Origin of the sequence: Marivita sp. GX14005 (genome assembly GCF_023370775.1) — a bacterium.
Classification (GTDB): domain Bacteria; phylum Pseudomonadota; class Alphaproteobacteria; order Rhodobacterales; family Rhodobacteraceae; genus Marivita.
Window position 1 is genome coordinate 273257 of the sequence record NZ_JAMCCQ010000002.1, and the last position, 23778, is coordinate 297034.

Genomic DNA, 23778 nt, shown 5'->3' on the forward strand with positions numbered 1-23778 from the left:
CCCGGTCGCACCCTTTAGTCAAGTTGTGCGGGAAAGGGAAATGGACAATGGCGCGGCGAGCCGTTAGCGATAACGAAGTGATGCGGGCGCCTCGGATGTCGCCCCGCCCAACAGACAGGACCATGAATGAGACGTTTGCGGAATGTGAAGATCGTTGCCACCCTCGGACCGGCCTCGTCGAGCTATGAAATGATCCGCGCACTGCACGAGGCGGGCGCGGATGTGTTCCGGCTCAACATGAGCCATGGCAGTCACGATGAAATTGCCGAGCGTCATGCCATCATCCGCAAGGTCGAGCAGGATCTTGGCAGCACGATCGCCATTCTGGCCGATCTGCAAGGCCCGAAACTGCGTGTCGGCACGTTCGCCAATGGCGAGGAAGAGCTTGAAGAAGGCGCGGCCTTCCGCCTCGATCTGGCCGAGCGCGAGGGCGATGCCACCCGCGTGACGCTGCCGCATCCCGAGATCTTCGCTGCGCTCGAACCGGGGTCGCATTTGCTCGTGAATGACGGCAAGATCCGCCTCAAGGTCGAAAGCTGCGGCAAGGATTTCGCCGATTGCACCGTGTTGACGGGCGGCACGATCTCCAACCGCAAGGGGGTGAATGTTCCCGATGTGGTGCTGCCGCTGGCCGCGCTGTCAGAGAAGGATCGGGCGGATCTGGAATTCGTCTGCGAGCTGGGGGTCGACTGGCTGGCTTTGAGTTTCGTTCAACGGGCCGAGGACGTGAAAGAAGCGCGCGAGCTGTCGAAGGGCCGCGCGGCGATCCTGTCGAAGATCGAGAAGCCGGCAGGCGTCAAGGCGTTCGAGGATATCCTCGCCGTGTCCGACGGGATCATGGTGGCGCGCGGCGATCTGGGCGTCGAACTTCCGGTGCAAAACGTGCCGCCGATCCAGAAGCGTCTGATCCGGCGGTGCAGATCCGCGGCCAAGCCGGTGATCGTGGCGACGCAGATGCTGGAATCCATGATCGAATCCCCGATGCCGACACGGGCCGAAGTGTCCGATGTGGCGACCGCGATCTACGAGGGCTCCGACGCCATCATGCTGAGCGCGGAATCGGCCGCCGGCGACTATCCTGTCGAGGCCGTCACCACGATGAACAATGTCGCCATCGAGGTCGAAAGCGACCCGACCTATACAGAGATCATCGAAGCCTCGCGTACCGCCAAGCGCGAAACCGTGGCCGACGGTATCGTCGCCGCCGCGCGCGAGATCGCCGAGACGACCGACATCAAGGCGATCTGCTGTTTCACCTCCTCTGGTGCCACTGCGCTTTTGACCGCGCGCGAACGCCCACGCGTGCCGATCATCGCGATGACGAGCTATGTGCGCACAGCGCGGCGTCTGGCGCTCACATGGGGGACGAAATGCGTTCTGACCGGAGAGTTGGAGCGGTTCAAGCAGGCGGTCGTCAATGCCGCCCGCGCCGCCCGCTCGGGTGGATATGCGGACGAGAACGACCAGATCCTCGTCACCGCGGGCGTGCCATTCAACACACCCGGCACGACGAACATCCTGCGCGTTGCGCCCTGCGATGAACGTTTGATTTTCAGCACCGATCCGGAGTAACCTTCCGCAAAGTAACCCGTTTTGGAGGTTTGAGCAGATGGCGCCCGACACGTCATTGGTTCTTGGTCTGGCGCTCGGCGTCCTGTCGCTGCCGGCCATTGTCTCGGCGATCTCGCAAGGGCGTAGTCCGCGTGTCGCGACCGTCATTCTGATCCTCGCGGGCGGATTCATTGTCTACGCGCTGAGCCAGAAACCCGGCGGCTACGCGCTCGAGCAGATCCCGGCAGTGGTGGCGCGCGTCCTGCAATCCTGGGTCTGAGCGGCGACGGGCTCTTGCATCCCGAACGATCCCCGCCTATACGGCGCCCTCCACCCGCGCGTCCGGTCGAGATGGCATACCGAGTCGCGCGTCAACCGATCTTTCCAAGGAGACGGAAATGCCGAAGATGAAGACGAAATCGAGCTGCAAGAAGCGGTTCAAGGTGACGGCCTCCGGCCGGATCAAGGCCGGTCAGGCGGGCAAGCGCCATGGCATGATCAAACGCACCAACAAGTTCATCCGCGATGCGCGCGGAACCACCGTACTTTCGAAGGCTGACGAACAGATCGTCAAGCCGATGATGCCCTACGCGCGCTAAGGAGGAATTGATATGCCCAGAGTCAAAGGCGGAACCACCACACACGCCCGTCACAAGAAGGTCGTCAAGGCGGCCAAGGGATATTACGGTCGTCGCAAGAACACCTTCAAGGTTGCCCGTCAGGCCGTCGACAAGGCCAACCAATACGCGACCCGCGACCGTCATAACCGCAAGCGCAATTTCCGCGCCCTGTGGATCCAGCGGATCAACGCCGCCGTGCGCGCGCATGACGAATCGCTGACCTATTCGCGCTTCATCAACGGCCTGACGCTGGCCGGTGTCGAGGTGGATCGCAAGGTGCTGGCCGATCTGGCCGTGCACGAGCCCGAAGCCTTCGGCGCGATTGTCGATCAGGCCAAAGGCGCGTTGCCGGCATAAGAGCTGCGCAGCAACTTCGAAATTTCAAAGCCCCGTCAGATTTGGCGGGGCTTTTTCGTACCCGCCGCCGGCTTGCGTCCCTGCGGCGCTGGGGCTAGGGAACGGGCGACACGAGCCGGAGAGTGACATGGACGATTTGCGCGACAAGTATCTTGGCCTGATTTCGGGTGCTTCGGACGAGGCGACGCTGGAGGATCTGCGCGTTCAGGCTGTCGGCAAGAAGGGCGAGATCAGCCTCAAGATGCGCGAGCTTGGCAAGATGAGCCCGGAAGAGCGGCAGACAGCCGGTCCCGCGCTCAACGCTCTGAAGGCCGAGATCAATTCGGCGCTGTTGGCCAAGAAAGCGGCACTTGAGGACGCCGCGCTCGATGAACGGCTCCGCGGCGAATGGCTTGACGTGACGCTGCCGGGGCGCGCGCGGCGACAGGGCACGATCCACCCGATCAGCCAGGTGACCGAAGAGGTCACCGCGATTTTCGCCGATATGGGTTTTGCCGTCGCCGAAGGGCCGCAGATCGATAGCGACTGGTATAATTTCGACGCGCTCAACATCCCCGGCCACCACCCCGCGCGGGCCGAGATGGACACGTTCTACATGCACCGCGCGACAGGCGACAACCGCCCGCCCCATGTGCTGCGCACTCATACCAGCCCGGTGCAGATCCGCACGATGGAGAAGACCGGCGCGCCGATTCGCGTGATCGCACCGGGCCGCGTCTACCGCGCCGATTACGACCAGACGCATACACCGATGTTCCATCAGGTCGAGGGGCTGGCGATCGACCGCGATATTTCGATGGCGAATCTGAAATGGGTTCTGGAGGAATTCGTAAAGGCCTATTTCGAGGTCGATGACGTCGAGTTGCGCTTCCGCGCCTCGCATTTCCCGTTCACCGAACCGTCGGCCGAGGTGGACATCCGCTGTTCCTGGGAGGAGGGCACTTTGAAGGTGGGCGAAGGCGACGACTGGCTGGAGATCCTCGGCTCCGGCATGGTGCACCCCAAGGTTCTGGAGAACGCGGGCGTGAACCCGGACGAATGGCAGGGCTTTGCTTTCGGCATGGGGATCGACCGGATCGCGATGCTGAAATACGGGATACCGGATCTGCGGGCGTTCTTCGATTCAGACCTGCGATGGCTGCGCCACTACGGCTTTGCCGCGCTGGATGTGCCGACGTTGCATGGGGGGCTGAGCTGAGTCACCGGCGCTTCCGGGAACGCCCCCGCTCGAATTTCGTTTTGCAAGACAGCAAGACGGAGACTGCGCATGAAACTGTTTCGATTGAGCAACCGCGAACGCAACGAGCGATCCAAGGACATATATGCGGCCTATGAACTGGCTTATACGATTGTCGAATTTGGCGCGGCGATATCCTTCCTGATCGGTTCGATCCTTTTTTTCTGGAAGGAATACGAAACGCCGGCCCTGTGGCTCTTCGTCATTGGATCGCTCCTTTTTGCCGCCAAACCGACCATTCGCTTTGCGCGCGAGATCAAGCTGGCGTCTGAGGGTGATGTGGACGATCTGGCCGAGCGCTATGGCGGGTGAGGATCAAGTCTTTCCCCTGTGACGTCGATCCGGTAGGAAGCCGCCAAACGTCACAAATTCGCGGCAGATCCGATGAAATTCACCCTCTCCTGGCTGAAAGACCATCTCGACACCACGGCCACGGTGGACGAGATCACTGATGCGCTGACCGATCTTGGGCTTGAGGTCGAAGGGGTCCATAACCCCGCCGAAGCCTTGAAAGCCTTTACGCTGGCGAAAGTCACCCATGCCGAGCAGCATCCCGATGCCGACCGGCTGCGCGTCTGCACCGTAAAGACGGACGAGGGCGAGAAGCAGATCGTCTGCGGCGCGCCCAACGCGCGCGAGCAAATTACCGTCGTTCTGGCGAAACCGGGTGATTATGTCCCGGGCATCGACGTAACGCTGAGCGTCGGTAACATTCGCGGGGTCGAAAGCCACGGCATGATGGCTTCGGAACGCGAGTTGGAACTGTCGGACGAGCATGACGGCATCATCGAACTGCCCTCGGGCGAGGTGGGCGAGCGGTTCATCGACTGGCTGGCGCAGAACGATCCGGCCAAGGTCGATCCCGTGATCGAGATCGCCATCACGCCGAACCGCCCCGACGCGCTGGGCGTGCGCGGCATCGCGCGCGATCTGGCGGCGCGGGGGCTGGGCACGCTCAAGCCGCGCGAGGTCGATCCGGTGCCGGCGGCGTTCGACGCGGGCATGACCGTGACCATTGACGACGACACGCTCGACGGTTGCCCGCTCTTCTGCGGGCGCGTCATTCGCGGTGTGAAGAACGGCCCGTCCCCGAAGTGGTTGCAGGATGTCTTACGCGCTATCGGGCTGCGGCCGATCAACTTCCTTGTCGATGTGACGAATTTCTTCACCTATGATCGCAACCGCCCGCTGCACGTGTTCGACCTGGCGAAGGTGCAGGGCGATCTGCGTGTGCATCGTGCCCAGGGCGGCGAGGAACTGCTGGCGCTTGACGGCAAGACCTATACGTTCCAGCCCGGCCAGATGGTGATTTCCGACGCGAACGGGGCCGAGAGCATCGCCGGGATCATGGGCGGTGATGCGACGGGCTGCACCGAGGAAACGACGGATGTCTTCGTCGAAAGCGCCTACTGGAACCCGGTGCAGATCGCCTATGCGGGCCGCGCACTCAAGATCAACTCGGATGCGCGCTACCGGTTCGAACGCGGCGTCGATCCGGCCTTCACGCCCGAGGGACTGGAACACGCGGTGCGGATGATCGTGGACAACGCGGGGGGCGAGGCGTCGGAGATGATCGTTGCCGGTGCCGTTCCGGACACGACCCGTGCTTACAGGCTAGATCCCGCGCGGGTGATCTCGCTTGTCGGGATGGACATTCCCGAGGACACGCAGCGGGCCACGCTGACCGCGCTGGGGTTCGAACTCGATGGCGATCAGGCCTATGTGCCAAGCTGGCGGCCCGATGTGACCGGCGAGGCCGATCTCGTCGAGGAGGTCGCGCGCATCGCGTCGCTGACCCGGCTGGAAGGCAAGCCTATGCCGCGCGCCAAGGCCGGTGTGCCCAAGCCGATCCTGTCGCCGATGCAGAAACGCGAACGCGCCGCGCGGCGGACGGCGGCGGCTCTGGGCTACAATGAATGCGTGACCTACAGCTTTATCGATCAGCACTCCGCCGCGCTGTTCGGCGGTGGCGATGATGCGACGATGCTGGCCAATCCGATCAGTTCGGAAATGAGCCATATGCGCCCCGCGCTTTTGCCCGGCCTGTTGCAGGCGGCTGCGCGCAATCAGGCGCGGGGCTATATGGACCTTGCGCTGTTCGAGCTGGGCCATGTGTTCAGCGGCGGCGAACCGGGCGAGCAGCACCTGATGCTGTCGGGCCTTCTGGTCGGGCGCTCCGGGCCCAAGGACGTGCATGGCGCGTCGCGGCCTGTCGATGTGTTCGACGCGAAGGCCGATGCCGAGGCGGTTCTGGCCGCGATGGGTGCGCCGGCCAAGGCGCAGATCCGGCGCGGGGCCGATGAGTGGTGGCATCCGGGGCGGCATGGCGTGATCTGCCTTGGCCCGAAGAAGGTGCTGGGCGTGTTCGGTGAGTTGCACCCCAAGGTGCTCAAGGCGATGGACGTGAAAGGCCCGGCGATGGCGTTTACCCTGTGGCCCGAGGAGATCCCGATGCCGCGCAAGACGGGTGCGACCCGCCCGGCGCTTGCGCTCAACGATCTGCAGGCGGTGGAGCGTGATTTCGCCTTCGTCGTCGATGCCGATGTCGCCGCGCTCGATCTGATGAACGCGGCAGCGGGCGCGGACAAGGCGCTGATCGAGGATGTGCGCGTCTTCGACGAGTTCATCGGCGGCAGCCTTGGGGAGGGGAAGAAATCGCTGGCGATCACGGTCCGGTTGCAGCCCAAGGACAAGACGCTCAAGGAAGCCGAGATCGAGGCGGTCGCGGGCAAGATCGTCGAGAAGGTCCAGAAGGCGACCGGCGGCGTCTTGCGCGGATGAGCGTTGCGCGGGGGGCTGTGCATGCGTGACAGCGCCGCGTTCTGGGATCGCGTCGCCGATCGCTACGCCCGGATGCCGGTCCGCGACCCGGTCGGCTATCGCGAGACGCTGGATCACCTGCGCGGATATCTGGAACCGGATCACCGGATGCTCGAACTCGGCTGCGGCACGGGCAGCACGGCCGTCGCCTTGGCCGGCGATGTTGCGCATATCACCGCGAGCGATATTTCTGGCGCGATGCTTGAGAAGGGCCGTGAGAAGGCGGTTGCGGCGAGGATCGGGAACGTCGATTTCGTGCAGGCCGACGCGGTGGAAGCGCCGCGCGGGCCGTTCGATATCGTGACGGCATTCAATCTTCTGCATCTAATCGAGGACCGGGACGCCGCACTGCGCGCGATCGCGGAGCGGACGAAACCCGGCGGGCTCTTTATCTCCAAGACATTCTGTCTGCCGCGCCGCCGCGGGCTTGTCTGGCTGGCACTCTATACGGTTCTGCCGATGTTGCAGGCGATCGGCAAAGCGCCCTATTTCGCGCGGCTGACGCAGGAGGAGCTGCTTGCCGCCATCGAAGGCGCAGGGTTCGCGACAGTGGAGACGAGGCAGGCATCCGGCCGCGATCCGCGCCTCACCATCGTTGCGCGGCGCAATGGCTGAGTGGCCTTTGCCGCGATACCGCGCTACTGCTTCGGGATCACAGAAAGGAGACAAGACATGGGTTTGAAGGTTTACCTGTCCGGCGAGATACACACAGACTGGCGCGAGCAGATCATCGACGCTTGCGACGGGCTCGATGTCAGCTTTGACAGCCCGGTGACCGATCATGCGGCCAGTGACGATTGCGGGGTCGCGATCCTCGGGGCGGAGGAAAACAAGTATTGGCACGACCACAAGGGCGCGATGGTCAACGCAATCCGCACGCGGAAGGGGATCGCCGATGCCGATGTCGTCGTCGTGCGGTTTGGTGAGAAATACAAGCAGTGGAACGCCGCGTTCGACGCGGGCTATGCCAGCGCGCTCGGCAAATCGCTCATCATCCTACAGCAGCCCGAGCATGACCATCCGCTTAAAGAGGTCGATGCGGCAGCCCTGGCGGTGACGCGGACCCCGCAGGAAGTGGCGCAGATCCTGCGATACGTTCTCACGGGATCGCTCCCCTCTTGATCCAGCCGGCGCCCCGATCGGCGTTGTTCTGCGCTTGGCGCGCCGCTGCGCGCGTTTTGCGTGACAAATCGTTGTCCCATGATAACAATGCATTACCGCCGCAACGATTTCGGCGATTATAACGAGGGGACAAGATTGTGATTCAGGAATTCAAGGATTTTATCGCCAAGGGCAATGTCATGGACATGGCCGTGGGCATCATCATCGGGGCGGCGTTTACGGCAATCGTGACATCGCTTGTCGGGGATATCATCAATCCGATCATCGCGCTCTTTACCGGAGGGATCGATTTTTCGGGATGGTTCTATGTTCTGGGCGAGGGTGACTTTGCGTCCATCGAGGCGGCGACCGAGGCGGGCGTGCCTGTCTTCGCGGTCGGCAAGTTCATCATGGCGGTCATCAATTTCCTGATCATCGCCTTCGTGGTGTTCATGCTGGTGAAAATGGTCAACCGCATCAAGGAAGCGGCGGAAAAACCCGATGAGGTCGCGCCAGAAGTTCCGACCGCGCCGAGCGAGCTCGATGTGCTGCTCGAAATCCGGGATTCCCTGAAAGCGTCGGGCCGCGTCTGACGCCCTGAGGTGCCCCGGCGTGGGGCACCTTCGGACCACCGCCCGTCCGTCAGGACCGGACAACCGCTTCGGGGTCGGTCACGTCGATCCCCAGCGCGTTACCGACAGCGGCGTAGGTCAACGCGCCGTCATGGACGTTCAGCCCGTTCAGAAGGTTCGGATCGTCCGCGCACGCCTGTTTCCACCCCTTGCCGGCGATTGCAAGCATATGGGGCAGCGTCGCGTTGCCCAGAGCAAGGGTCGAGGTGCGCGCCACCGCGCCGGGCATGTTGGCGACGCAGTAATGGACGATTCCATCGACCTCATAGATCGGATCCTGATGCGTGGTGGGTTTCGACGTCTCGAAACACCCACCCTGATCGATTGCGACATCCACGAGCACCGAGCCGGGTTTCATCAGTGACAGTTGATCCCGGCTGACCAGTTTCGGTGCCGCCGCTCCGGGGATGAGAACGGCACCGATCACCAAATCCATCCGGGGCAACAGTTCCTCGATCGCCGCTTGATCGGAATGCTGCGTGGTCAGCTGACCCATGAAAACATCGTCGAGATAGGACAGGCGCGGGACGGAGCGATCGAGCACCGTGACATTCGCGCCCATGCCGACCGCGATCCGCGCCGCCGCCGCTCCGACGACGCCGCCGCCGATGATCGCGACATTGGCAGGCCGGACGCCCGGCACGCCGCCCATCAGAACGCCGCTGCCGCCATTGGCCTTTTGCAGGGCCCAAGAGCCGCTTTGCGGGGCAAGGCGCCCGGCAACTTCCGACATCGGCGCAAGCAAGGGTAGGCCGCCGCTGTCATCGGTGACGGTTTCGTAGGCGATACAGGTCGCTCCTGAAGCGATCAGATCGTGCGTTTGGTCCGGGTCGGGCGCGAGATGAAGATAGGCGAAGAGGATCTGACCCTTCCGAAGCATCTTGCGTTCCGACGCCTGCGGCTCCTTGACCTTCACGATCATCTCGGCGCTTTCGAACACCTCTTCGGCGCTGCCCAATATCGACGCGCCGGCATTGCGGTAGGCTTCATCCTCGAATCCCGCACCGCGCCCCGCGCCTGTTTCGATGACGACCTCATGCCCCCGCGCGACGGCTTCCTGCGCGGCTGCGGGTGTCAGTCCGACGCGGAATTCCTGCGCCTTGATTTCGGTCGGGCATCCGATTTTCATACCTGTCTCCTCTGGGTCTGCCATGTGCCGGCAGGTTTGCAGTTGGCGCGATTATGTGTGGATTTTCATGGATGATCCACTCATTCTGCGCAGGTCTGTTGATAGGCGCGCAGACCAGGGGGAGATTTGCAACGTCATGATACTGGACGACACGGACCGCCGTATCCTGAGGGTCTTGCAGCGCAAGGGACGCATTTCCAATGCAGAGCTTTCGGATGCGGTCAACCTGTCGCCTTCGGCATGCCATCGGCGGGTCCACAGGCTTGAGGCCGAGGGGATGATAGAGCGTTATGTTGCGTTGCTGAATGCGCGGAAACTGGGAAAACCGGCTACCGTCTTCGTCGAGGTGACGCTGAACGGACAGGCGGACGAGCTCCTGGACGCGTTCGAAAAGGCGGTGGCGCGGGTTCCGGACGTTCTGGAATGTCACCTGATGGCGGGGGCGGCGGATTACATCCTGAAGGTCGTGGCCGAGGATACCGAGGATTTCGCGCGCATTCACCGCCAATACCTGACCCGCCTGCCGGGCGTTGCACAGATGCAAAGCTCCTTCGCGCTGCGCACTGTGTTCAAGAGTTCCGCGCTGCCGGTGTGATTTCTGCATCCTGCTGCCGGGCTTCGTGCTAGGGTGGGGATCATGGTGCAGGGATGGAGGAAGAGGATGTCGCAGTCTCATGGAATTGTCGCGTGGAGCGAATTGATGACCCGCGATCTGGATGCGGCCAGGGACTATTACGGCAAGGTCTGTGGCTGGAGCTTCGAGACGATGAAGATGGATAACGGTCAGGATTATATTGTCGGCTCGTGTCACGGGCGCCAGACGGCCGGTCTGATGGACATGACGGGCGATGACGCGTTCGCCGATCTTCCCCCGCATTGGTTCACCTATCTGGGGGTCGATGATGTGGATAAGGCGACCCGACAGACGCGCGACGCGGGCGGCCGGGTGATCCGGGATCCGTTCGATGTGGCGGGTGTCGGACGTATCGCCATTGTCGCCGATCCGACCGGCGCGGCGTTCGGGCTGATCACCGAAGAAGGTCAAGCCGGCGGGTGATTTGCACCCTCAGGCCGGATTTGCTAGGGTGCGGTCTTCATTGGAGCACCCGCGCATGGCGCGGCCTCCGTCAACACACCCCCGACATATCGGAGATTTCATGACGCAGGTCAAAACGGGCGATACCGTTTCCATTCACTACACCGGCACCCTGGCAGGTGGCGAGACGTTCGACAGCTCGGACGGGCGCGAGCCTTTGGAATTCACCGTTGGGCAGGGGCAGATCATCCCGGGCCTGGATCAGGCGATCCCCGGTATGGAAGTCGGCGACAAGAAGACGGTCGAGGTGCCCGCGGATCAGGCTTACGGCAAAATCGACCCGAACGCGCGACAGGCAGTCCCGCGTTCCGAGATACCGGCGGAGATCCCGCTCGAGCCCGGCACGCAGCTGCAGATGCAGACACCGACAGGACAGGTCGTGCCGGTCATGGTGGCCGAGGTCAGCGATAGCGAGGTGACGCTCGATGCGAACCATCCGCTGGCGGGCAAGGATTTGACTTTCAATATCGAACTGGTCGAGATCAAGGCCGCCTGAGCCGGCTCAGGTGTCCGGTCGGCTGCGCCGACCGGACGGGCGAGGGGCGCTGCCCCTCGCGCTCCCCGGGATATTTATGGCAAGAAGAAAGAGAGGCTTCAGGTGCGTGTGCCGGCGAAGCGGGCTTGCCATTCCGAGCGCTCTTCATCCGAAATCTTGCGGAAGGTAACGTCTGGCACGGAAAAGACGTGACCGGCGGGCAACGCGGCGAGCGCGCCTTCAGCGCCGTCAGGCCAGTTTGCGGTTTCCGCCTGCATGGCGGTCAGCAGTTGGGCCGAGGCGTCGGGGATGAAAGGGCTTGAGATCACGCCGTAGAGACGGATGAGGTTGAGCGCGGTGCGGATTTGCATCGCGGCCTTGCCCGGGTCCTGCTTGAAGGTGGCCCAGGGCGCTGCGTCCTGCAGGTATTCGTTGCCCAGCACCCAGAGGCCGCGCAGCGCGGTGGCGGATTTGCGGATGTCGATTGCGTCCATGTGGCGTTCGTAGTCGCCCAGGCCAGCGTTCAGATCGGCGATAAGCTGTGCCTCGCGGGCGCCCGGCGTTCCGCCCTCCGGTACGTGTTCACCGAACTTGGAGCGGCAGAACTTGGTCACGCGGGAGGCGAAATTGCCCAGCACGTCTGCCAGATCCTTGTTCACCGAACCCTGGAAATTCACCCATGTAAATTCGCTGTCCGAGCTTTCGGGCGCGTGGGACAGAAGCCACCAGCGCCAGTAATCCGCCGGAAGAATGTCGAGCGCTTGATCCATGAAGACGCCGCGCCCTTGGGAGGTGCTGAACTGGCCGCCATCGTAGTTGAGGTAGTTGAAGGATTTAATGTAATCCACGAGCTTCCACGGCTCGCCCGAGCCGAGGATCGTGGCCGGAAAGCTGAGCGTGTGGAACGGCACGTTGTCCTTGCCCATGAACTGCGTGTAGCGCACGTCATCCGCACCCTTGTCGGTGCGCCACCAGCGTTCCCAGTCGCCATCGGTCTTGCCATGTGCCTCGGCCCATTCGCCTGCACAGGCGATGTATTCGATGGGCGCGTCGAACCAGACGTAGAAGACCTTGCCTTCCATGCCGGGCCAGTCCTCGGCGCCTTTCTTGACCGGGATGCCCCAGTCGAGATCGCGGGTGATGCCGCGGTCTTGCAGACCGTCGCCATCGTTGAGCCATTTTTTCGCGATCGAGGTGGTGAGGATCGGCCAGTCGGTCTTGCTGTCGATCCATTCTTGCAGCTTCCCACGCATCTCGGATTGGCGCAGATAGAGATGCTTGGTTTCGCGTACCTCGAGGTCGGTCGAGCCGGAAATGGCGCTGCGCGGATCGATCAGGTCGGTCGGATCGAGCTGCTTGGTGCAGTTCTCGCATTGATCGCCGCGCGCCTTGTCATAGCCGCAATTGGGGCAGGTGCCCTCGATATAGCGGTCGGGCAGGAAGCGGCCGTCGGCGTTGGAATAGACCTGTTTTTCGCTGACTTCGCGGATCAGCCCGGCATCGGCCAGACGGCCCGCGAAATGCTGCGTCAGGCGGTGGTTCTGCGGGCTGGAGGAGCGGCCGAAATGATCGAAGCTGAGGCGGAAGCCGCGAGCCAGTTCGGCCTGCACGGCCCACATCTCGGCGCAGTAATCGGCCACGGGCTTGCCGGCCTTGGCGGCGGCAAGCTCGGCCGGCGTGCCGTGTTCGTCGGTGGCGCAGAGGAACATCACCTCGTTGCCGCGCGCGCGCTGGTAGCGGGCATAGAGATCGGCGGGAAGCTGGCTGCCGACGAGGTTGCCGAGGTGCTTGATCCCGTTGATATAAGGGATCGCCGAGGTGATGAGATGTCGTGCCATGCGCAGATGTCCGCCTTGATAGTCCTGCGCCGCTTTAGCGGATCGGCGGGGCGAGGGCCAGAGCGCCCGTCCGTTTCACGAAGAGAGCGTGCCGGCGCAGGGGCTCAGCCCGGCCTGACCGGGCTTCATCAGCCATTGGCGCGGCGGGGCCATGCGGGCGCGAAGGCGATCGAGGTGCCAGCGGCCCTGTTGTGCCACATCCTGTGTCAGATCCTGTGCCAGATGATGCGCCGGGGTCAGCGACCAGCGCGTTTCGATCCCCGGCGCGCCGCCCTCGTCCGGGGTCAGCAAAAGCGCGAGCGGCGTGCAGGTGCCCGCACCGGCTCCCGTTTCGGCGGCCAGATGCAGGCGGCGCACCGGCACGAGAGCGGGGGCGGTGGGCAGATCGCCGATGACGACCGGGGTCTGGCCATCGCGCAGCGCCTCTTCCATCGCCCAGAGCGCCGCGTCGATCTTTGTGGTCCTGACGAACAGAATGTCGCGCGGTTCCACGAAACGGGCGAGCGCATCGGCGCAGAATTGTTCCGTCATGGCTGTGGTGACCCAGAGGATGGGCGCTCCGGCATTGGCGGCAAGAGCAAGGGCCAGCGTGCGCCGAGCCGGGCCGCAAAGCTCGTGCACGCGCCCCAATCTCAGGGCGATCTCGGCATTGCCGAGGGTGAGCTCTGGATAGGGGCGGTGGGGGCGTCGGGACAGGAGGGCGGCGGCGGTCTGCATGGGATGAGTATAAATGTTCGTATTTTGTTCTCAAGAGATTCGTCGTTTCCTCTTGCTTCCATGCGCCGGCCTTGGTCTTTTGCGCCGACATTCGGATAGTCGAAGCGAGGAAACGGACGGAATGTTCCCATATCTGCGCGTGCTTCTGCTCGCCCTGTGCTGCGCGACGCCCGTGCGCGCGGCCGATATCACCGTTTTCGCCGCCGCGTCGCTTGGCGATGCGATGGCCGAAATGGCTCGGGAATGGCAAACACGGACGGGTCATCACGTCACGCTAACGCTGGCCGGAAGTTCGACGCTGGCGCGGCAGATCGGTGCCGGGGCGCCGGCGGACCTTTTCATTTCGGCGAATTCGGAATGGATGGATTGGCTTGCCGAACGGGGCGGGGTCGATCCCGGCAGCTTGCGCGATGTCGCCGCGAACCGTCTTGCGCTGATTGCGCATGGCGAAGGGGCGCCGGACCTGCGCGATTTGCGAAGCGATGAGGATTTGCCTTCTGCGCTCGGCCCGCGCGGGCGGTTGGCGATCGCCCTGCCGGAAGCGGTGCCCGCCGGGATTTATGCCAAGGCCGCGCTGACGCATCTGGGCTTGTGGCAAAGCGTGACAGATCGGCTTGCGCCGACGGATAATGTGCGTGCCGCGCTGGCGCTTGTTGCGCTGGGCGAGGCGCCGCTGGGTGTCGTTTACGCCACCGACGCGCAGGCCGAACCGCGGGTGCGTGTGATCGGTCTATTCCCCGAAGCCTCGCATCCGGTGATCCGGTATCCGGCCGCAATCGTATCCGGCAGCACCGAAGCGAGTGTGGCAACGGCATTTCTCGACTGGCTTGAAACCGATGCGGCCCAAGAGATTTTCGAAAGCCATGGTTTCCTGCCGCCGAGGCCATCTGAATGACCGATTGGCTCGCGCCGGAAGAGTGGCAGGCCGTGGCCTTGTCGCTCAAAGTGTCTTTCTGGGCGACACTCGCCAGTTTGCCGCTCGGGCTCTTCTGCGCGCTCGCTCTGGCACGGGGGCGGTTCATCGGGCGGGACGTTCTGAACTGGCTCGTGCATCTGCCGCTGGTGATGCCGCCTGTGGTGACGGGATATCTGCTGCTACTGAGTTTCGGGCGCCGCGGCCCTGTCGGAGCGTTCCTCTACGACGCTTTCGGCATTACCTTGGCCTTTCGCTGGACCGGGGCGGCGCTGGCGGCGGCGATCATGGCGTTTCCCTTGATGGTGCGTGCCATGCGCCTTGCCATCGAAGCGGTGGACCCGAAGCTCGAAGAAGCGGCTGCCACACTCGGGGCAAGCCGGACGAGGGTTTTCACCACGGTGACGCTGCCGCTGGTGATGCCGGGCGTGATCGCGGGAGCGGTGCTCGCTTTTGCCAAGGCGATGGGAGAGTTCGGCGCGACGATCACCTTCGTGTCGAACATTCCCGGCCAGACGCGCACCGTGCCTTCGGCGATCTATGCCTTCCTGCAGGTGCCGGGGGGCGAGGCCTCGGCGCTGCGGCTCGTCGCTGTTTCGGTCTCCATCGCCATCGCGGCGCTGATCCTTGCCGAATGGCTCTCGCGCCGTGTGGCGCGGCGGATCTCGGGCGGATGACGCTCGATGTGCATATCAGGCGCGATCTGGGCGGGTTCGATCTGACCACGGAGTTCGAGGCGCCCGAAGGTGTAACGGTGCTTTTCGGGCGCTCCGGCAGTGGCAAGACTTCGATCGTCAAATCCATTGCCGGGCTTCTTCGGCCGCACGCCGGCCGGATCGTCCTGAACGGGCGCGTTCTGTTCGATGGCGAGGCGCGAGTGAACCTACCGGTGCATGAGCGCCGGTTTGGCTATGTCTTTCAGGACAGCCGGCTTTTCCCCCATCTGAATGTGCGGGAGAATATGTGCTATGCCGCACGGGCCGGCAGGCGCGGCGCAAGCGATCCGGGTTCGGTGGCCGAGTTGCTCGGCATTTCGCATCTTTTGAATCGCCGCATCCAGTCGCTTTCCGGCGGGGAGGCGCAGCGGGTGGCGATCGGGCGCGCGCTGCTTTCGGGGCCGGACATGCTCTTGATGGATGAACCGCTGGCGTCGCTCGACGGGGCGCGAAAGGCGGAAATCCTGCCCTATCTCGAAACCCTGCGCCGGGAGACAGGGCTGTCGATCCTCTATGTCACGCATAACATGGCCGAAGTTGCCCGGCTTGCGACCCATATCGTCCTGATCGAGGCGGGACGGGCGGTGCGTTCGGGCGCGCCGGACGCCGTGTTGACCGATCCCGATATGGTGCGCGCGCTCGGAATTCGCGATGCGGGAGCGGTCCTTCCGGCGCGCGTTGCGGCACAACACGAGGATGGGTTGAGCGAATTGCAGGTGTCAGGCGGCACGCTTTTCCTGCCATCCATCGCCGCGCCCGTGGGCGCGCAGGTCAGGGTGCGGATACTGGCGCAGGATGTGATGCTGGCGCGCGAGCGCCCGGACGCGCTGTCCGCGCTCAACATCCTGCCGGTGCGGATCACCGCCGTCCGGCGTGGCGTCGGGCCGGGTGTGATCGTCCAGATGCAAGCCGGGTCGGACAGACTTCTTGCCCGGATCACGCGGCGCAGCGCAGATGCGCTTGGCGTGACCGAGGGCGCGGAGTGTTTCGCGGTGATGAAATCGGTTGCCGTGTCACAAACCGATATCGCGACGGGAGTGCAGAATGGCGCGCCCGCGCAGGACGTTCAATCCGGCAGCGGCTTGCCGTAGAGACGCAAAAAGAGGCTTTCCTCATCGTCATTGCGAAAGAACGGGACCGACGCCGGCGGCGTCCGATCGGACGCGCGTGCGGCGATCTCGGCCAGGACGACTTCGGTGATGAAGGGCAGATCGAATTCGCGCACAGCGTCGAGCGCGATCCATTGCAGATGGGACAGCTCATCGCAGGCGGCCGAGAAATCATCGGGATCATTGGCGATATCCTCGGCATCGAGCAGAAAGAACCGCGCATCGAAGCGGCGGGGCCGGCCGGGCGGTGTGATGGCGCGGAACACGAATTGCATCGGCGCGGCGTTGGGCAGATGACCGGCCTGTGCGAAACCGCGCCAATTGTCTGGCACCGTGCCACGCCACGCGCCGGGACGACCGAGGATCAGCCCGGTTTCCTCCCAAAGCTCGCGAATTGCCGCGCCGGCCAGGGCCGGGGCACAGTCTGCCGGCGCGTTATCGGTGAGGCGGGCCGCGCAAAGTTCCTCCAGCGGCTCGGCGAAAGGCACGTGGGCATCCTCCGGATCGACCGCGCCGCCGGGAAAGACGAATTTGCTCGGCATGAAGGCGGCGGTCTTGCCGCGTTGCCCCATCAAAACCTTGGGCCGCGTTTCACGGTCGCGCAGAACGATCACCGATGCCGCATCGCGCAGCGCGGATTTATCGATCTCTCCGGTCTCGCTCATCAGGGTGCTCATTCAAGAGGATGTTCGGCCGGAAAAGCCGTGCATCAGCCGGGCCCATTGAAAGGCGACGATGGCGCCCTTGAATTTAGGCAGAAGATAGAAGGTCAGCCCGGCGCACCCGACTGCAAAGATCGTGAACAGCATCAGCGGCGAAGGCCGATAGGCGACGAACACGATATGGAGCAGCGGCGCCATGAGATGCCCGACGATCAGGATCGTCAGATACGCCGGCCCGTCATCGGCGCGGTGGTGGTGATAGTCCTCATGACAGACCGCGCAGGCATCGCGCACCTTGAGGTAGCTGTGCAAAAGGGCGCCCTTGCCACAATTGGGGCATTTGCCGCGCCAACCCCGGCGCATGGCGGGCCAGGTGGGGCGATCTTGAGCGGTTATCAAATCGGCTGTCATCTATCTCTCCTCGCGAAAGACATGGCGTTCTAGCGGGGCTTTGAACAGATCCGAAGCCCTTCTTGCGTCCGGATGCCGCAAATCACGGCCTCGTGACTTTATTTGCCATCTTCATGCGACGGAAATGGTGCTCTGCCCCGTGGAACACAGTGTGATTGGCAGATGGGGCGATCAGCTCCGCCATCCGGACAGGAACGCGGCACTGCGCCGCGACGGATACAGAGGATAACGATATGACAAGACGATCAAGCATCTCCGCACTTTTCATCGCTACGCTTGTCGCCTCATCGGGCGCGACCATGGTGGCGGCCAAGGGGTTCGATCGTGGCGGGCAGGGCCGTGCCGAGATGTTCCGGGAGATGGACGCGAACGCAGACGGGTCCGTCAGCGCAGAGGAATTCGCGGCACGCAAAACGTTTTTCGACCGGGCCGATACAGATGGCGACGGCCGTCTGACCCGCGGGGAAATCGTATCGGCCGCGCAGGCGCGCGCGGAAAACAGGGCGGACCGCATGATCGCCCGTATGGACGCGGATGGCGATGGCGCTCTTTCGGCCGACGAGATCGGACCGCGCGGGACCAAAGCGCGCATGTTCGAGCGGCTGGATTCGGATGGGGACGGGGCGATCAGTGAAACGGAGTTTCGCGAAGCGCGCGGGATGACGGGATGGGGCAGGCCGCATCATGGCAAGGCGCGTTCCGGGAATTGATCGGCCACGCGGCGCGCGGTGGCGCATTTCGCGTCGCGAGCCGTTATATCGTTTGAAACGTCACGATTTGCAGCATCCGCATGAGTCAAAGCCAAAACGACCCGGCAACCGATGCGGCCTTGCTTCGCGCCTATGCCAAGGGGGACGCCCGCGCCGCGCAGAGTTTGGCGGAGGCGTTTACACCTTTGGTCTATGCGCATGCCTGCCGCATGCTGAACGATCGCGCCGAAGCCGAGGACATTGCGCAAGAGGCGATGCTGCGCCTCTGGCGCGCCGCCTCCGGGTGGGATGCAAACGGCGCCGCGACGATCCGAACCTGGCTCTATCGGGTGACGGCCAACCTGTGCATAGACCGGTTGCGCAAGGCGCGTCCGTCGGAGATGCCGCCCGATTTCGACGTTGCGGATCCGGCCGCCGGACCGGAACAGCGGCTGCAGGAGCGCACGCGGCGCTCGGCCTTGCAGGCCGCATTGATGCGGCTTCCCGAGCGTCAACGCCAAGCGGTTGTGCTGCGCCATATCGATGGGCTCGGCAATTCCGAGATCGCCCGGATCATGGATATCGGACCAAGGGCGGTGGAAAGTCTGACGGCACGAGGCAAGCGCAGCCTGTCGAAGCTGCTTTCGGTGCACCATAGTGAATTGGGGTATGAGGATGAGACACAAAGAGACTGAGGATCGCGCCTTGATCGAGGCTTTCGCGCGCGAAAGGGCGGCACGACATGATCCGCCCGATGGTCTCGTGGCGCGGATCATGGACGATGCGCGCCGTTTGCAGCGCTCGCCAGCGCCGGTCGAGCCGCTTTGGCGCCAGATCCTGCGCGCCCTGGGGGGCTGGCCGGCGGCCGCCGGATTGGCCGCAACCGCCGGTATCGGCCTTTGGATCGGTGTCGAGGTTCCCGCCGCTATGCTTGAAGCCGGGGATAACCAGATTGTCCTCATCGAAAGCGATCTGGGCAGTTTCGATCACTTGCTTCTGGATGGGTGACATGACGGATCGTTCACCGCCTCAATCGCCGTTCTGGATGCGAGCCTTGCTGGTCGTGTCGCTGGGCCTCAACCTTCTGGTCATCGGCGCGCTCGCGGGGTTCGCGGTGACACACGGGCCTGAACGATGGGCCGGCAGACCGCACGCGGCTTCCGGTTCGATCTTCACGCGCACGCTGCCTGCCGAGGAAAGGCGCGCCTTGCGACATGCGTTCATGAGTAGCGCAAGCCGTCCGGGCGGATCGCAACCGATTGCCGCCGATCTGCAAAGAGCCATCGATTTGCTGAGAGAGACCCCCTTCGATGCCGACCGGTTCGCGGCCGCAATGGCGGAACATTCGCGCCACCGCGCCGAACGTGATGAAATCGGACGGCGTTTGATCGCAGACCGTATCGCCGGCATGAGCGATGCCGAACGCGATGCTTATGCCGATCGGGTTCAGGAGGCGTTGGACCGTCTGATCCGGCGCCGCGACCGCTAGACGTTATCCGGTCCGTCGGTGCGGTGTCAGGCGCCCGCTGCTGCGCGGCGCGATAAAATCGGCCGGTGTCGCCTGCTCGATCCGGTTCCGCCCCAACCCCTTGGCGCGATAAAGCGCGGTGTCTGCTGCGCGGCGCAGATCGGCGGTCGATTTGCGCTCCGATTTCCCGGTTAGCGCGATGCCGATACTGATCGTCGCGCGCATAAGCGTTCCGTCTTCCAAAGCTGCCGGCCCGGCGGATACGGCCTTGCGCAACCGCTCCGCGATGCACCGGGCCTGCGCCGCACCGACATTCGGCAGAACGATCAGGAATTCCTCGCCGCCATAGCGCGCCAGCGTATCGCCCCCGCGCAGGTTCGCTTTCAGAACGCCTGCGATATGAGCGAGAATCCTGTCGCCGGCCTCGTGGCCGTGATTGTCATTGATCTTCTTGAAATGATCCACATCGGCCAGCAGGATCGCCAAAGGGGCGGGATGTTCGGCCAGCGAGCGATCTGCGCGCTGCAAATATTCATCTGCATATCCGCGATTGTTCAGACCGGTGAGCCGGTCGGTGTAGGCCTTCTCTCCGAGCGCGTTCAGACTTTCGCGCTCGCGATCGGCGTTTTGCTTGAGCCGCGCGAGCCGCCGGATGCGCAAGGCGAGTTCGGCAGGGGAGGCGGTGCAGGGGACATGGTCATGTGCGCCCAGGTCGAGCGGCGAGGCCATATGCGGTGCGGCATCGGAAACGAAGAGTATCCGGCTATGGCAGCTGCCCGGATGCGAACGCAACGCGCCAAGAAGATCGCGCGCCTCGGCCGGCCGGCTCGCTTCAAGCAGGATGTAGACGTCGGTTTCCGAGCCCGGATCGCGGCGGATATCGCGCTCATCCGCTGCATGAAGGACCAGCCCCGCCGACGCGGGCAACGCATCGCGCAGGGCTTCGGCGCGTTCGGATTCCCCTGCCGAGACGATCTGCGCGACGATGCGATGGGCGAACCCGCTCGGGGCTTCGGCGAAGCCGCCGGCATGTTCGACGGGCGCACGAACGCGGGTTTGCTCTGTCATCTGCCGCGATCGCATGACGTTTCTGAGCCGCGCGCGCAGTTCCGCCGGCTCTGCCGTATATTCGATCAGGTCATGCGCCCCTGCGATCAGCGCGCTGACCCGGGCGGAGTGATTTTCCGACGGGACCGCCACGATGATCGTCGTCAGCTGCGTTTGGGGATTGGCGCGCAACGCCTTGCAGAACCGGTTGAGCTTCAGCTCCGGCAGATCGTGAGCCACGATCACGACATCCGGTGCGGTCTTGCGAATCTGCGCCAGCGCGTCGGTGCCTGTCTCTACAAGGGCAACGGTGTCGCAGACCGTTTTGACCTGCGCCTGCAAGCGAATGCGGCGGGTCGTTTGGGCGTCGAGTATCAGGACAATGCCGGACACGGGGGCTGGCTCCGATCTGGGGCGAGTGCTAAGAATCTGTTCACCAATTCTTTGTCAGTATTGGTTAACAAACTGTGAGGAAATTTCTTAAAAATGGCGGTTTCTCAGGATGCGGCAGAAGCGATCGCGCTAAGAGCCATTGCTTGGCTTGCCGGTAACGACGATCTGCTGCCGGTCTTCATGGGCGCGACGGGTGTGGACGAAGCCGCGTTTCGCAATGGGCTTGCCGATCCCGATTTCCAGGCATCGGTTCTGGATTTCCTCATGATGGACGATGCATGGATCGTCGCCTTCTGCGACGCCGAGGCTTTGCCTTATGAGCGGCTGATGGAGGCGCGCGCTACATTGCCCGGCGGCGCACAGGTGCACTGGACGTGAGCGCCGGAACGGCCGCCCGGCCTGCCGCGATCCTCTTCGACAAGGACGGCACTTTATTCGATTTCCGCGCAACGTGGAACGCGTGGGCTGCGTCGCTGTTGACGCGCCTCGCCGGCGGAGACCTCGCCCGGGCCTCGATGCTCGGTGCGCGCATCGGCTTCGATGTCGAGCGTGCGGAATTCGAGCCCGGCAGCATCGCCATCGCCGGAACGCCGCTGGATGTCGCCAGCGCCCTCGCGCCGGCCATCGGCGGCCTCTCGATCCGGGACTTGGTCGACCTTCTCAATGCCGACGCCGCGGCGGCGCCAATGGTCGAGGCGGTTCCGCTCGCCGAATTGTTCGACGACCTCGCCGCCGCCGATCTGCGGCTTGGCGTGGCAACCAATGACGGCGAAGCGCCGACCATCGCGCATCTCGAAAAGGCAGGCTTGCGGGACAGGTTCGATTTCATTGCCGGCTCCGATAGCGGCTTCGGTGCCAAACCCGGCGCCGGTCAGCTTCTCGCGTTTTGCGAGACGGTCGGTGTCGGGCCGGAACGCGCGATCATGGTCGGCGACAGCACGCATGATCTGATCGCCGGGCGCGCGGCGGGGATGGGCGTGATCGCGGTGCTGACAGGCCTGGCCAGCCGCAGCGATCTGGCGCCATTCGCCGATGCGGTGCTGCCCGATATCGGACATTTGCCGGGCTGGTTGGGCCTGACGGTGAATAATCGCTAAAATCTTACCTGTTTGCGATATGTTAAGGTCGTCCTGCGACGCTGCCAGCAGATATGAGGATCGCGGCTGATGCACGGATTGATTTTTCGAACGGTGGAGGCGTTCGTCACGGACAGTTTCGGGCTGGACAGTTGGACAAAAGCGCTCATCGCGGCCGATGTCCCGCTGTCGAGTTTCGAAGCGATGCTGCAATATGACAGCGTCTATTTCCCAGCTGTGCTCGACGCATGCGCGCGAACGCTCGACCGGTCGGAGGCGAATATCCTGGAGGATATCGGAACCTACCTGATCACCCGCCAGAACCATGTCAGCGTTCGCAGGCTCATGCGGTTCGGGGGGCAGGATTTTCCCGAACTTCTTTATTCGTTGGAGGATCTGCCCGGGCGCACACGGCTTGCCGTTCCGGGGCTCGATCTTCCGCGTATCGTCGTCAGGGAGGTCGAACCCCATTGCTTCGATCTTTGCTGCGAAGGCGAGTTGCCCGGTTTCGGGCATCTTCTTGTCGGTCTTCTGCGGGCCATGGCCGATGATTATGGCGTGCTTGCCGTTCTCGAACATCGCGGATCGAATGACGGGATCGAAGCGATAGCGGCGCGGATCGTCGATATCGGCTTTGCCGAGGACCGAGGATTTTCCTTTGCCAGGGCGATGCGCGCGTGATCGCGGCTCATGACCTGATGGCGCGACTGCGACCAATGCATCTTTGTGTCGATGGGTGCGGCTGTATCACCCAGGTCGGGCGCAGCCTGGACAGGATTGCCGGGGAAACGCTTCTGGGCAGACCCTTTTTCGACAGGGTCGCAATATTCGGCCCGGCTCGCCCGGTCTGCATGGCCGAGCTTGCCGGCCTTGAGACGCAGCCGATCCGTCTGAGCCTCACCGAAATGCCCGATATCGTTCTGCGGGGATGTGTCATTCCCGATGGCGACGGCGGCGCAATTATCGACCTATCGTTCGGGATCGCCATCGTTGACGCGGTCCGGAAATTCAACCTGTCGGCACAGGATTTCGCCCCTTGCGACCTTGCGGTTGAATTGCTGTTCCTGCAGGAGGCCAAATCGAGCGCTATATCCGCAAGCTTCAGCCTGAACGCGCGTCTGAATGGCGAGAAACTCGCTGCCGAGTCCGACGCGGTGACAGACGAGCTTACCGGGCTCGGCAACCGCCGCGCCCTCGACAACGCGATGTCGAGGCTTGGCCGGTCGAATACGGCCTACGCCATGCTCCATCTCGATCTCGATCGGTTCAAGCAGGTGAACGATACGCTGGGTCATGATGTCGGTGATGCACTTTTGAAACATGCGGCGCGGGTCATGCGTCGGGTTCTGCGCAAGGAGGATGTCGTCGCGCGCATGGGCGGCGATGAATTCGTGATCGTCTGCCCCGGGCTCGTCGACCGGGCGCGGCTCGACCAGTTGGCGCGCCAGATCATTGGCGATCTCTCCGCGTCGGTCGATCCACCACTCGCGAAGGTGCCGATCGGCGCCAGCATTGGCATCGCAATGGCGCGCAGCGATCGTAAGCTGGCACCCGACCACGCATTGAAACGCGCCGATATCGCGCTTTACGCAGCGAAACGCTCTGGACGGGGATGCCACAGGTTCTGGCAGCCCGAGCTTGGCGAAACCCTTTGCGATATGGCGCCGGGCGAATGAAGGGGGCGAAAGCGCAATGCGGCTTGCGCACTGCCGGGGCCTGTC

General features: G+C 63.6%; 30 protein-coding genes. 24 read left to right on the forward strand and 6 right to left on the reverse strand.

The features are described from left to right. The first annotated feature begins 126 nt into the window (after nucleotides 1-126). The 10 genes from pyk to mscL all read left to right on the forward strand — a co-directional run bounded on the left by pyk (nucleotide 127) and on the right by mscL (nucleotide 8279). Nucleotides 127-1572 carry a pyruvate kinase gene (pyk, locus tag M3465_RS07500; RefSeq protein WP_249501117.1) on the forward strand — a complete coding sequence of 482 codons (1446 nt, stop codon included), beginning with the start codon at nucleotides 127-129 and terminating at the stop codon, nucleotides 1570-1572. Nucleotides 1573-1609: 37 nt separating this feature from the next. Next, nucleotides 1610-1831: a hypothetical protein gene (locus M3465_RS07505; protein WP_249501118.1), complete on the forward strand. Its 222-nt coding sequence runs from the start codon at nucleotides 1610-1612 to the stop codon at nucleotides 1829-1831. 118 nt (nucleotides 1832-1949) lie between these two features. Further along, complete coding sequence (rpmI, locus tag M3465_RS07510) at nucleotides 1950-2150, forward strand: 50S ribosomal protein L35 (RefSeq protein ID WP_249501119.1); 201 nt, start codon at nucleotides 1950-1952, stop codon at nucleotides 2148-2150. A 12-nt stretch (nucleotides 2151-2162) separates the two neighbouring features. Beyond that, the gene (gene rplT, locus M3465_RS07515; RefSeq protein ID WP_249501120.1) at nucleotides 2163-2528 is read left to right on the forward strand and encodes a 50S ribosomal protein L20; all 366 of its coding nucleotides are present in this window, start codon (nucleotides 2163-2165) and stop codon (nucleotides 2526-2528) included. 127 nt (nucleotides 2529-2655) lie between these two features. After that, nucleotides 2656-3726: a phenylalanine--tRNA ligase subunit alpha gene (gene pheS, locus M3465_RS07520; RefSeq protein ID WP_249501121.1), complete on the forward strand. Its 1071-nt coding sequence runs from the start codon at nucleotides 2656-2658 to the stop codon at nucleotides 3724-3726. Between the two features lie 69 nt (nucleotides 3727-3795). After that, nucleotides 3796-4077 carry a YrhK family protein gene (locus tag M3465_RS07525; protein WP_249501122.1) on the forward strand — a complete coding sequence of 94 codons (282 nt, stop codon included), beginning with the start codon at nucleotides 3796-3798 and terminating at the stop codon, nucleotides 4075-4077. Between the two features lie 72 nt (nucleotides 4078-4149). Beyond that, entirely contained in the window at nucleotides 4150-6546 is a 2397-nt protein-coding gene (gene pheT, locus M3465_RS07530; RefSeq protein WP_249501123.1) for a phenylalanine--tRNA ligase subunit beta, read from the forward strand. Between the two features lie 21 nt (nucleotides 6547-6567). Beyond that, nucleotides 6568-7200, forward strand: a complete 633-nt coding sequence (locus M3465_RS07535; protein ID WP_249501124.1) for a class I SAM-dependent methyltransferase — start codon at nucleotides 6568-6570, stop codon at nucleotides 7198-7200. A 57-nt stretch (nucleotides 7201-7257) separates the two neighbouring features. Then, the gene (locus tag M3465_RS07540) at nucleotides 7258-7707 is read left to right on the forward strand and encodes a YtoQ family protein (protein ID WP_249501126.1); all 450 of its coding nucleotides are present in this window, start codon (nucleotides 7258-7260) and stop codon (nucleotides 7705-7707) included. A 137-nt stretch (nucleotides 7708-7844) separates the two neighbouring features. After that, the gene (gene mscL, locus M3465_RS07545) at nucleotides 7845-8279 is read left to right on the forward strand and encodes a large conductance mechanosensitive channel protein MscL (RefSeq protein ID WP_249501127.1); all 435 of its coding nucleotides are present in this window, start codon (nucleotides 7845-7847) and stop codon (nucleotides 8277-8279) included. A 49-nt stretch (nucleotides 8280-8328) separates the two neighbouring features. Here mscL and ald read toward each other — a convergent pair whose 3' ends face one another. Beyond that, on the reverse strand, nucleotides 8329-9447 hold the full coding sequence (ald, locus tag M3465_RS07550) for an alanine dehydrogenase (RefSeq protein WP_249501128.1): 1119 nt from the start codon (nucleotides 9445-9447) through the stop codon (nucleotides 8329-8331). A 136-nt stretch (nucleotides 9448-9583) separates the two neighbouring features. On the opposite strand from ald, the gene M3465_RS07555 reads away from it, so the two are divergent. The 3 genes from M3465_RS07555 (at nucleotide 9584) to M3465_RS07565 (ending at nucleotide 11039) form a co-directional block, all read left to right on the forward strand. After that, the gene (locus tag M3465_RS07555) at nucleotides 9584-10042 is read left to right on the forward strand and encodes an Lrp/AsnC family transcriptional regulator (RefSeq protein WP_249501129.1); all 459 of its coding nucleotides are present in this window, start codon (nucleotides 9584-9586) and stop codon (nucleotides 10040-10042) included. 66 nt (nucleotides 10043-10108) lie between these two features. Then, entirely contained in the window at nucleotides 10109-10504 is a 396-nt protein-coding gene (locus M3465_RS07560; RefSeq protein ID WP_249501131.1) for a VOC family protein, read from the forward strand. Between the two features lie 100 nt (nucleotides 10505-10604). After that, nucleotides 10605-11039, forward strand: coding sequence for an FKBP-type peptidyl-prolyl cis-trans isomerase (locus M3465_RS07565; RefSeq protein ID WP_249501133.1), 435 nt, complete (start codon nucleotides 10605-10607; stop codon nucleotides 11037-11039). Nucleotides 11040-11137: 98 nt separating this feature from the next. Here M3465_RS07565 and metG read toward each other — a convergent pair whose 3' ends face one another. Beyond that, nucleotides 11138-12856: a methionine--tRNA ligase gene (metG, locus tag M3465_RS07570; protein WP_249501134.1), complete on the reverse strand. Its 1719-nt coding sequence runs from the start codon at nucleotides 12854-12856 to the stop codon at nucleotides 11138-11140. 75 nt (nucleotides 12857-12931) lie between these two features. Beyond that, the gene (locus M3465_RS07575; RefSeq protein ID WP_249501135.1) at nucleotides 12932-13573 is read right to left on the reverse strand and encodes an ImuA family protein; all 642 of its coding nucleotides are present in this window, start codon (nucleotides 13571-13573) and stop codon (nucleotides 12932-12934) included. Between the two features lie 121 nt (nucleotides 13574-13694). Here M3465_RS07575 and modA point away from each other — a divergent pair, with 121 nt between their 5' ends. Genes modA through modC form a run of 3 tightly spaced genes read left to right on the forward strand, consistent with a single transcriptional unit; the run spans nucleotide 13695 to nucleotide 16293 of the window. Next, on the forward strand, nucleotides 13695-14468 hold the full coding sequence (gene modA, locus M3465_RS07580; protein WP_249501136.1) for a molybdate ABC transporter substrate-binding protein: 774 nt from the start codon (nucleotides 13695-13697) through the stop codon (nucleotides 14466-14468). After that, on the forward strand, nucleotides 14465-15163 hold the full coding sequence (gene modB / locus M3465_RS07585) for a molybdate ABC transporter permease subunit (RefSeq protein ID WP_249501137.1): 699 nt from the start codon (nucleotides 14465-14467) through the stop codon (nucleotides 15161-15163). The genes modA and modB overlap by 4 nt, the downstream gene beginning before the upstream one ends. Beyond that, nucleotides 15121-16293, forward strand: a complete 1173-nt coding sequence (gene modC / locus M3465_RS07590) for a molybdenum ABC transporter ATP-binding protein (RefSeq protein WP_349305030.1) — start codon at nucleotides 15121-15123, stop codon at nucleotides 16291-16293. Before modB ends, modC begins: the two co-directional genes overlap by 43 nt. Here modC and M3465_RS07595 read toward each other — a convergent pair. Both M3465_RS07595 and M3465_RS07600 read right to left on the reverse strand, forming a co-directional pair. Then, entirely contained in the window at nucleotides 16269-16976 is a 708-nt protein-coding gene (locus M3465_RS07595; protein ID WP_249501138.1) for an NUDIX hydrolase, read from the reverse strand. The two genes, modC and M3465_RS07595, sit on opposite strands and share 25 nt — an antisense overlap. 12 nt (nucleotides 16977-16988) lie before the next feature. Continuing rightward, on the reverse strand, nucleotides 16989-17384 hold the full coding sequence (locus M3465_RS07600; RefSeq protein WP_249501139.1) for a DUF983 domain-containing protein: 396 nt from the start codon (nucleotides 17382-17384) through the stop codon (nucleotides 16989-16991). 233 nt (nucleotides 17385-17617) lie between these two features. Between M3465_RS07600 and M3465_RS07605 the strand changes: the two genes are divergently transcribed. The 4 genes from M3465_RS07605 to M3465_RS07620 all read left to right on the forward strand — a co-directional run bounded on the left by M3465_RS07605 (nucleotide 17618) and on the right by M3465_RS07620 (nucleotide 19562). Beyond that, on the forward strand, nucleotides 17618-18094 hold the full coding sequence (locus tag M3465_RS07605; RefSeq protein WP_249501140.1) for an EF-hand domain-containing protein: 477 nt from the start codon (nucleotides 17618-17620) through the stop codon (nucleotides 18092-18094). A gap of 80 nt (nucleotides 18095-18174) precedes the next feature. Beyond that, nucleotides 18175-18768 carry a sigma-70 family RNA polymerase sigma factor gene (locus M3465_RS07610; RefSeq protein ID WP_249501141.1) on the forward strand — a complete coding sequence of 198 codons (594 nt, stop codon included), beginning with the start codon at nucleotides 18175-18177 and terminating at the stop codon, nucleotides 18766-18768. Nucleotides 18769-18778: 10 nt separating this feature from the next. Continuing rightward, a complete protein-coding gene (locus M3465_RS07615; RefSeq protein ID WP_249501143.1) occupies nucleotides 18779-19081 on the forward strand; it encodes a hypothetical protein in 303 nt (100 codons plus the stop codon). Between the two features lies 1 nt (nucleotide 19082). Further along, nucleotides 19083-19562: a periplasmic heavy metal sensor gene (locus M3465_RS07620; protein ID WP_249501144.1), complete on the forward strand. Its 480-nt coding sequence runs from the start codon at nucleotides 19083-19085 to the stop codon at nucleotides 19560-19562. A gap of 3 nt (nucleotides 19563-19565) precedes the next feature. Here M3465_RS07620 and M3465_RS07625 read toward each other — a convergent pair whose 3' ends face one another. After that, nucleotides 19566-20981 carry a diguanylate cyclase gene (locus M3465_RS07625; RefSeq protein WP_249501146.1) on the reverse strand — a complete coding sequence of 472 codons (1416 nt, stop codon included), beginning with the start codon at nucleotides 20979-20981 and terminating at the stop codon, nucleotides 19566-19568. 93 nt (nucleotides 20982-21074) lie between these two features. Between M3465_RS07625 and M3465_RS07630 the strand changes: the two genes are divergently transcribed. From M3465_RS07630 to M3465_RS07645, 4 genes are all read left to right on the forward strand, one after another. Further along, nucleotides 21075-21359, forward strand: a complete 285-nt coding sequence (locus tag M3465_RS07630; protein WP_249501148.1) for a DUF3572 domain-containing protein — start codon at nucleotides 21075-21077, stop codon at nucleotides 21357-21359. Continuing rightward, entirely contained in the window at nucleotides 21356-22078 is a 723-nt protein-coding gene (locus tag M3465_RS07635) for an HAD family hydrolase (RefSeq protein WP_349305031.1), read from the forward strand. The genes M3465_RS07630 and M3465_RS07635 overlap by 4 nt, the downstream gene beginning before the upstream one ends. 69 nt (nucleotides 22079-22147) lie before the next feature. Continuing rightward, nucleotides 22148-22738, forward strand: a complete 591-nt coding sequence (locus M3465_RS07640) for a heme NO-binding domain-containing protein (RefSeq protein WP_249501149.1) — start codon at nucleotides 22148-22150, stop codon at nucleotides 22736-22738. Next, nucleotides 22735-23733 carry a diguanylate cyclase domain-containing protein gene (locus M3465_RS07645; protein WP_249501150.1) on the forward strand — a complete coding sequence of 333 codons (999 nt, stop codon included), beginning with the start codon at nucleotides 22735-22737 and terminating at the stop codon, nucleotides 23731-23733. The genes M3465_RS07640 and M3465_RS07645 overlap by 4 nt, the downstream gene beginning before the upstream one ends. The last annotated feature ends 45 nt before the right edge of the window (nucleotides 23734-23778 follow it).

What these genes read in the sequence shown, in the direction of transcription:
- M3465_RS07610 (WP_249501141.1), top strand. Translation starts at nt 18,175, where the DNA reads ATGAGTCAAAGCCAAAACGACCCGGCAACCGATGCGGCCTTGCTTCGC.
- pheT (WP_249501123.1), top strand. Translation starts at nt 4,150, where the DNA reads ATGAAATTCACCCTCTCCTGGCTGAAAGACCATCTCGACACCACGGCC.
- M3465_RS07595 (WP_249501138.1), bottom strand. Translation starts at nt 16,976, where the DNA reads ATGAGCGAGACCGGAGAGATCGATAAATCCGCGCTGCGCGATGCGGCA.
- modB (WP_249501137.1), top strand. Translation starts at nt 14,465, where the DNA reads ATGACCGATTGGCTCGCGCCGGAAGAGTGGCAGGCCGTGGCCTTGTCG.
- M3465_RS07565 (WP_249501133.1), top strand. Translation starts at nt 10,605, where the DNA reads ATGACGCAGGTCAAAACGGGCGATACCGTTTCCATTCACTACACCGGC.
- M3465_RS07525 (WP_249501122.1), top strand. Translation starts at nt 3,796, where the DNA reads ATGAAACTGTTTCGATTGAGCAACCGCGAACGCAACGAGCGATCCAAG.
- ald (WP_249501128.1), bottom strand. Translation starts at nt 9,447, where the DNA reads ATGAAAATCGGATGCCCGACCGAAATCAAGGCGCAGGAATTCCGCGTC.
- M3465_RS07620 (WP_249501144.1), top strand. Translation starts at nt 19,083, where the DNA reads ATGACGGATCGTTCACCGCCTCAATCGCCGTTCTGGATGCGAGCCTTG.
- M3465_RS07640 (WP_249501149.1), top strand. Translation starts at nt 22,148, where the DNA reads ATGCACGGATTGATTTTTCGAACGGTGGAGGCGTTCGTCACGGACAGT.
- pyk (WP_249501117.1), top strand. Translation starts at nt 127, where the DNA reads ATGAGACGTTTGCGGAATGTGAAGATCGTTGCCACCCTCGGACCGGCC.
- rplT (WP_249501120.1), top strand. Translation starts at nt 2,163, where the DNA reads ATGCCCAGAGTCAAAGGCGGAACCACCACACACGCCCGTCACAAGAAG.
- M3465_RS07575 (WP_249501135.1), bottom strand. Translation starts at nt 13,573, where the DNA reads ATGCAGACCGCCGCCGCCCTCCTGTCCCGACGCCCCCACCGCCCCTAT.
- modC (WP_349305030.1), top strand. Translation starts at nt 15,121, where the DNA reads ATGGCTCTCGCGCCGTGTGGCGCGGCGGATCTCGGGCGGATGACGCTC.
- M3465_RS07555 (WP_249501129.1), top strand. Translation starts at nt 9,584, where the DNA reads ATGATACTGGACGACACGGACCGCCGTATCCTGAGGGTCTTGCAGCGC.
- M3465_RS07535 (WP_249501124.1), top strand. Translation starts at nt 6,568, where the DNA reads ATGCGTGACAGCGCCGCGTTCTGGGATCGCGTCGCCGATCGCTACGCC.
- M3465_RS07540 (WP_249501126.1), top strand. Translation starts at nt 7,258, where the DNA reads ATGGGTTTGAAGGTTTACCTGTCCGGCGAGATACACACAGACTGGCGC.
- M3465_RS07505 (WP_249501118.1), top strand. Translation starts at nt 1,610, where the DNA reads ATGGCGCCCGACACGTCATTGGTTCTTGGTCTGGCGCTCGGCGTCCTG.
- pheS (WP_249501121.1), top strand. Translation starts at nt 2,656, where the DNA reads ATGGACGATTTGCGCGACAAGTATCTTGGCCTGATTTCGGGTGCTTCG.
- rpmI (WP_249501119.1), top strand. Translation starts at nt 1,950, where the DNA reads ATGCCGAAGATGAAGACGAAATCGAGCTGCAAGAAGCGGTTCAAGGTG.
- M3465_RS07630 (WP_249501148.1), top strand. Translation starts at nt 21,075, where the DNA reads ATGGCGGTTTCTCAGGATGCGGCAGAAGCGATCGCGCTAAGAGCCATT.
- metG (WP_249501134.1), bottom strand. Translation starts at nt 12,856, where the DNA reads ATGGCACGACATCTCATCACCTCGGCGATCCCTTATATCAACGGGATC.
- M3465_RS07560 (WP_249501131.1), top strand. Translation starts at nt 10,109, where the DNA reads ATGTCGCAGTCTCATGGAATTGTCGCGTGGAGCGAATTGATGACCCGC.
- M3465_RS07600 (WP_249501139.1), bottom strand. Translation starts at nt 17,384, where the DNA reads ATGACAGCCGATTTGATAACCGCTCAAGATCGCCCCACCTGGCCCGCC.
- modA (WP_249501136.1), top strand. Translation starts at nt 13,695, where the DNA reads ATGTTCCCATATCTGCGCGTGCTTCTGCTCGCCCTGTGCTGCGCGACG.
- M3465_RS07605 (WP_249501140.1), top strand. Translation starts at nt 17,618, where the DNA reads ATGACAAGACGATCAAGCATCTCCGCACTTTTCATCGCTACGCTTGTC.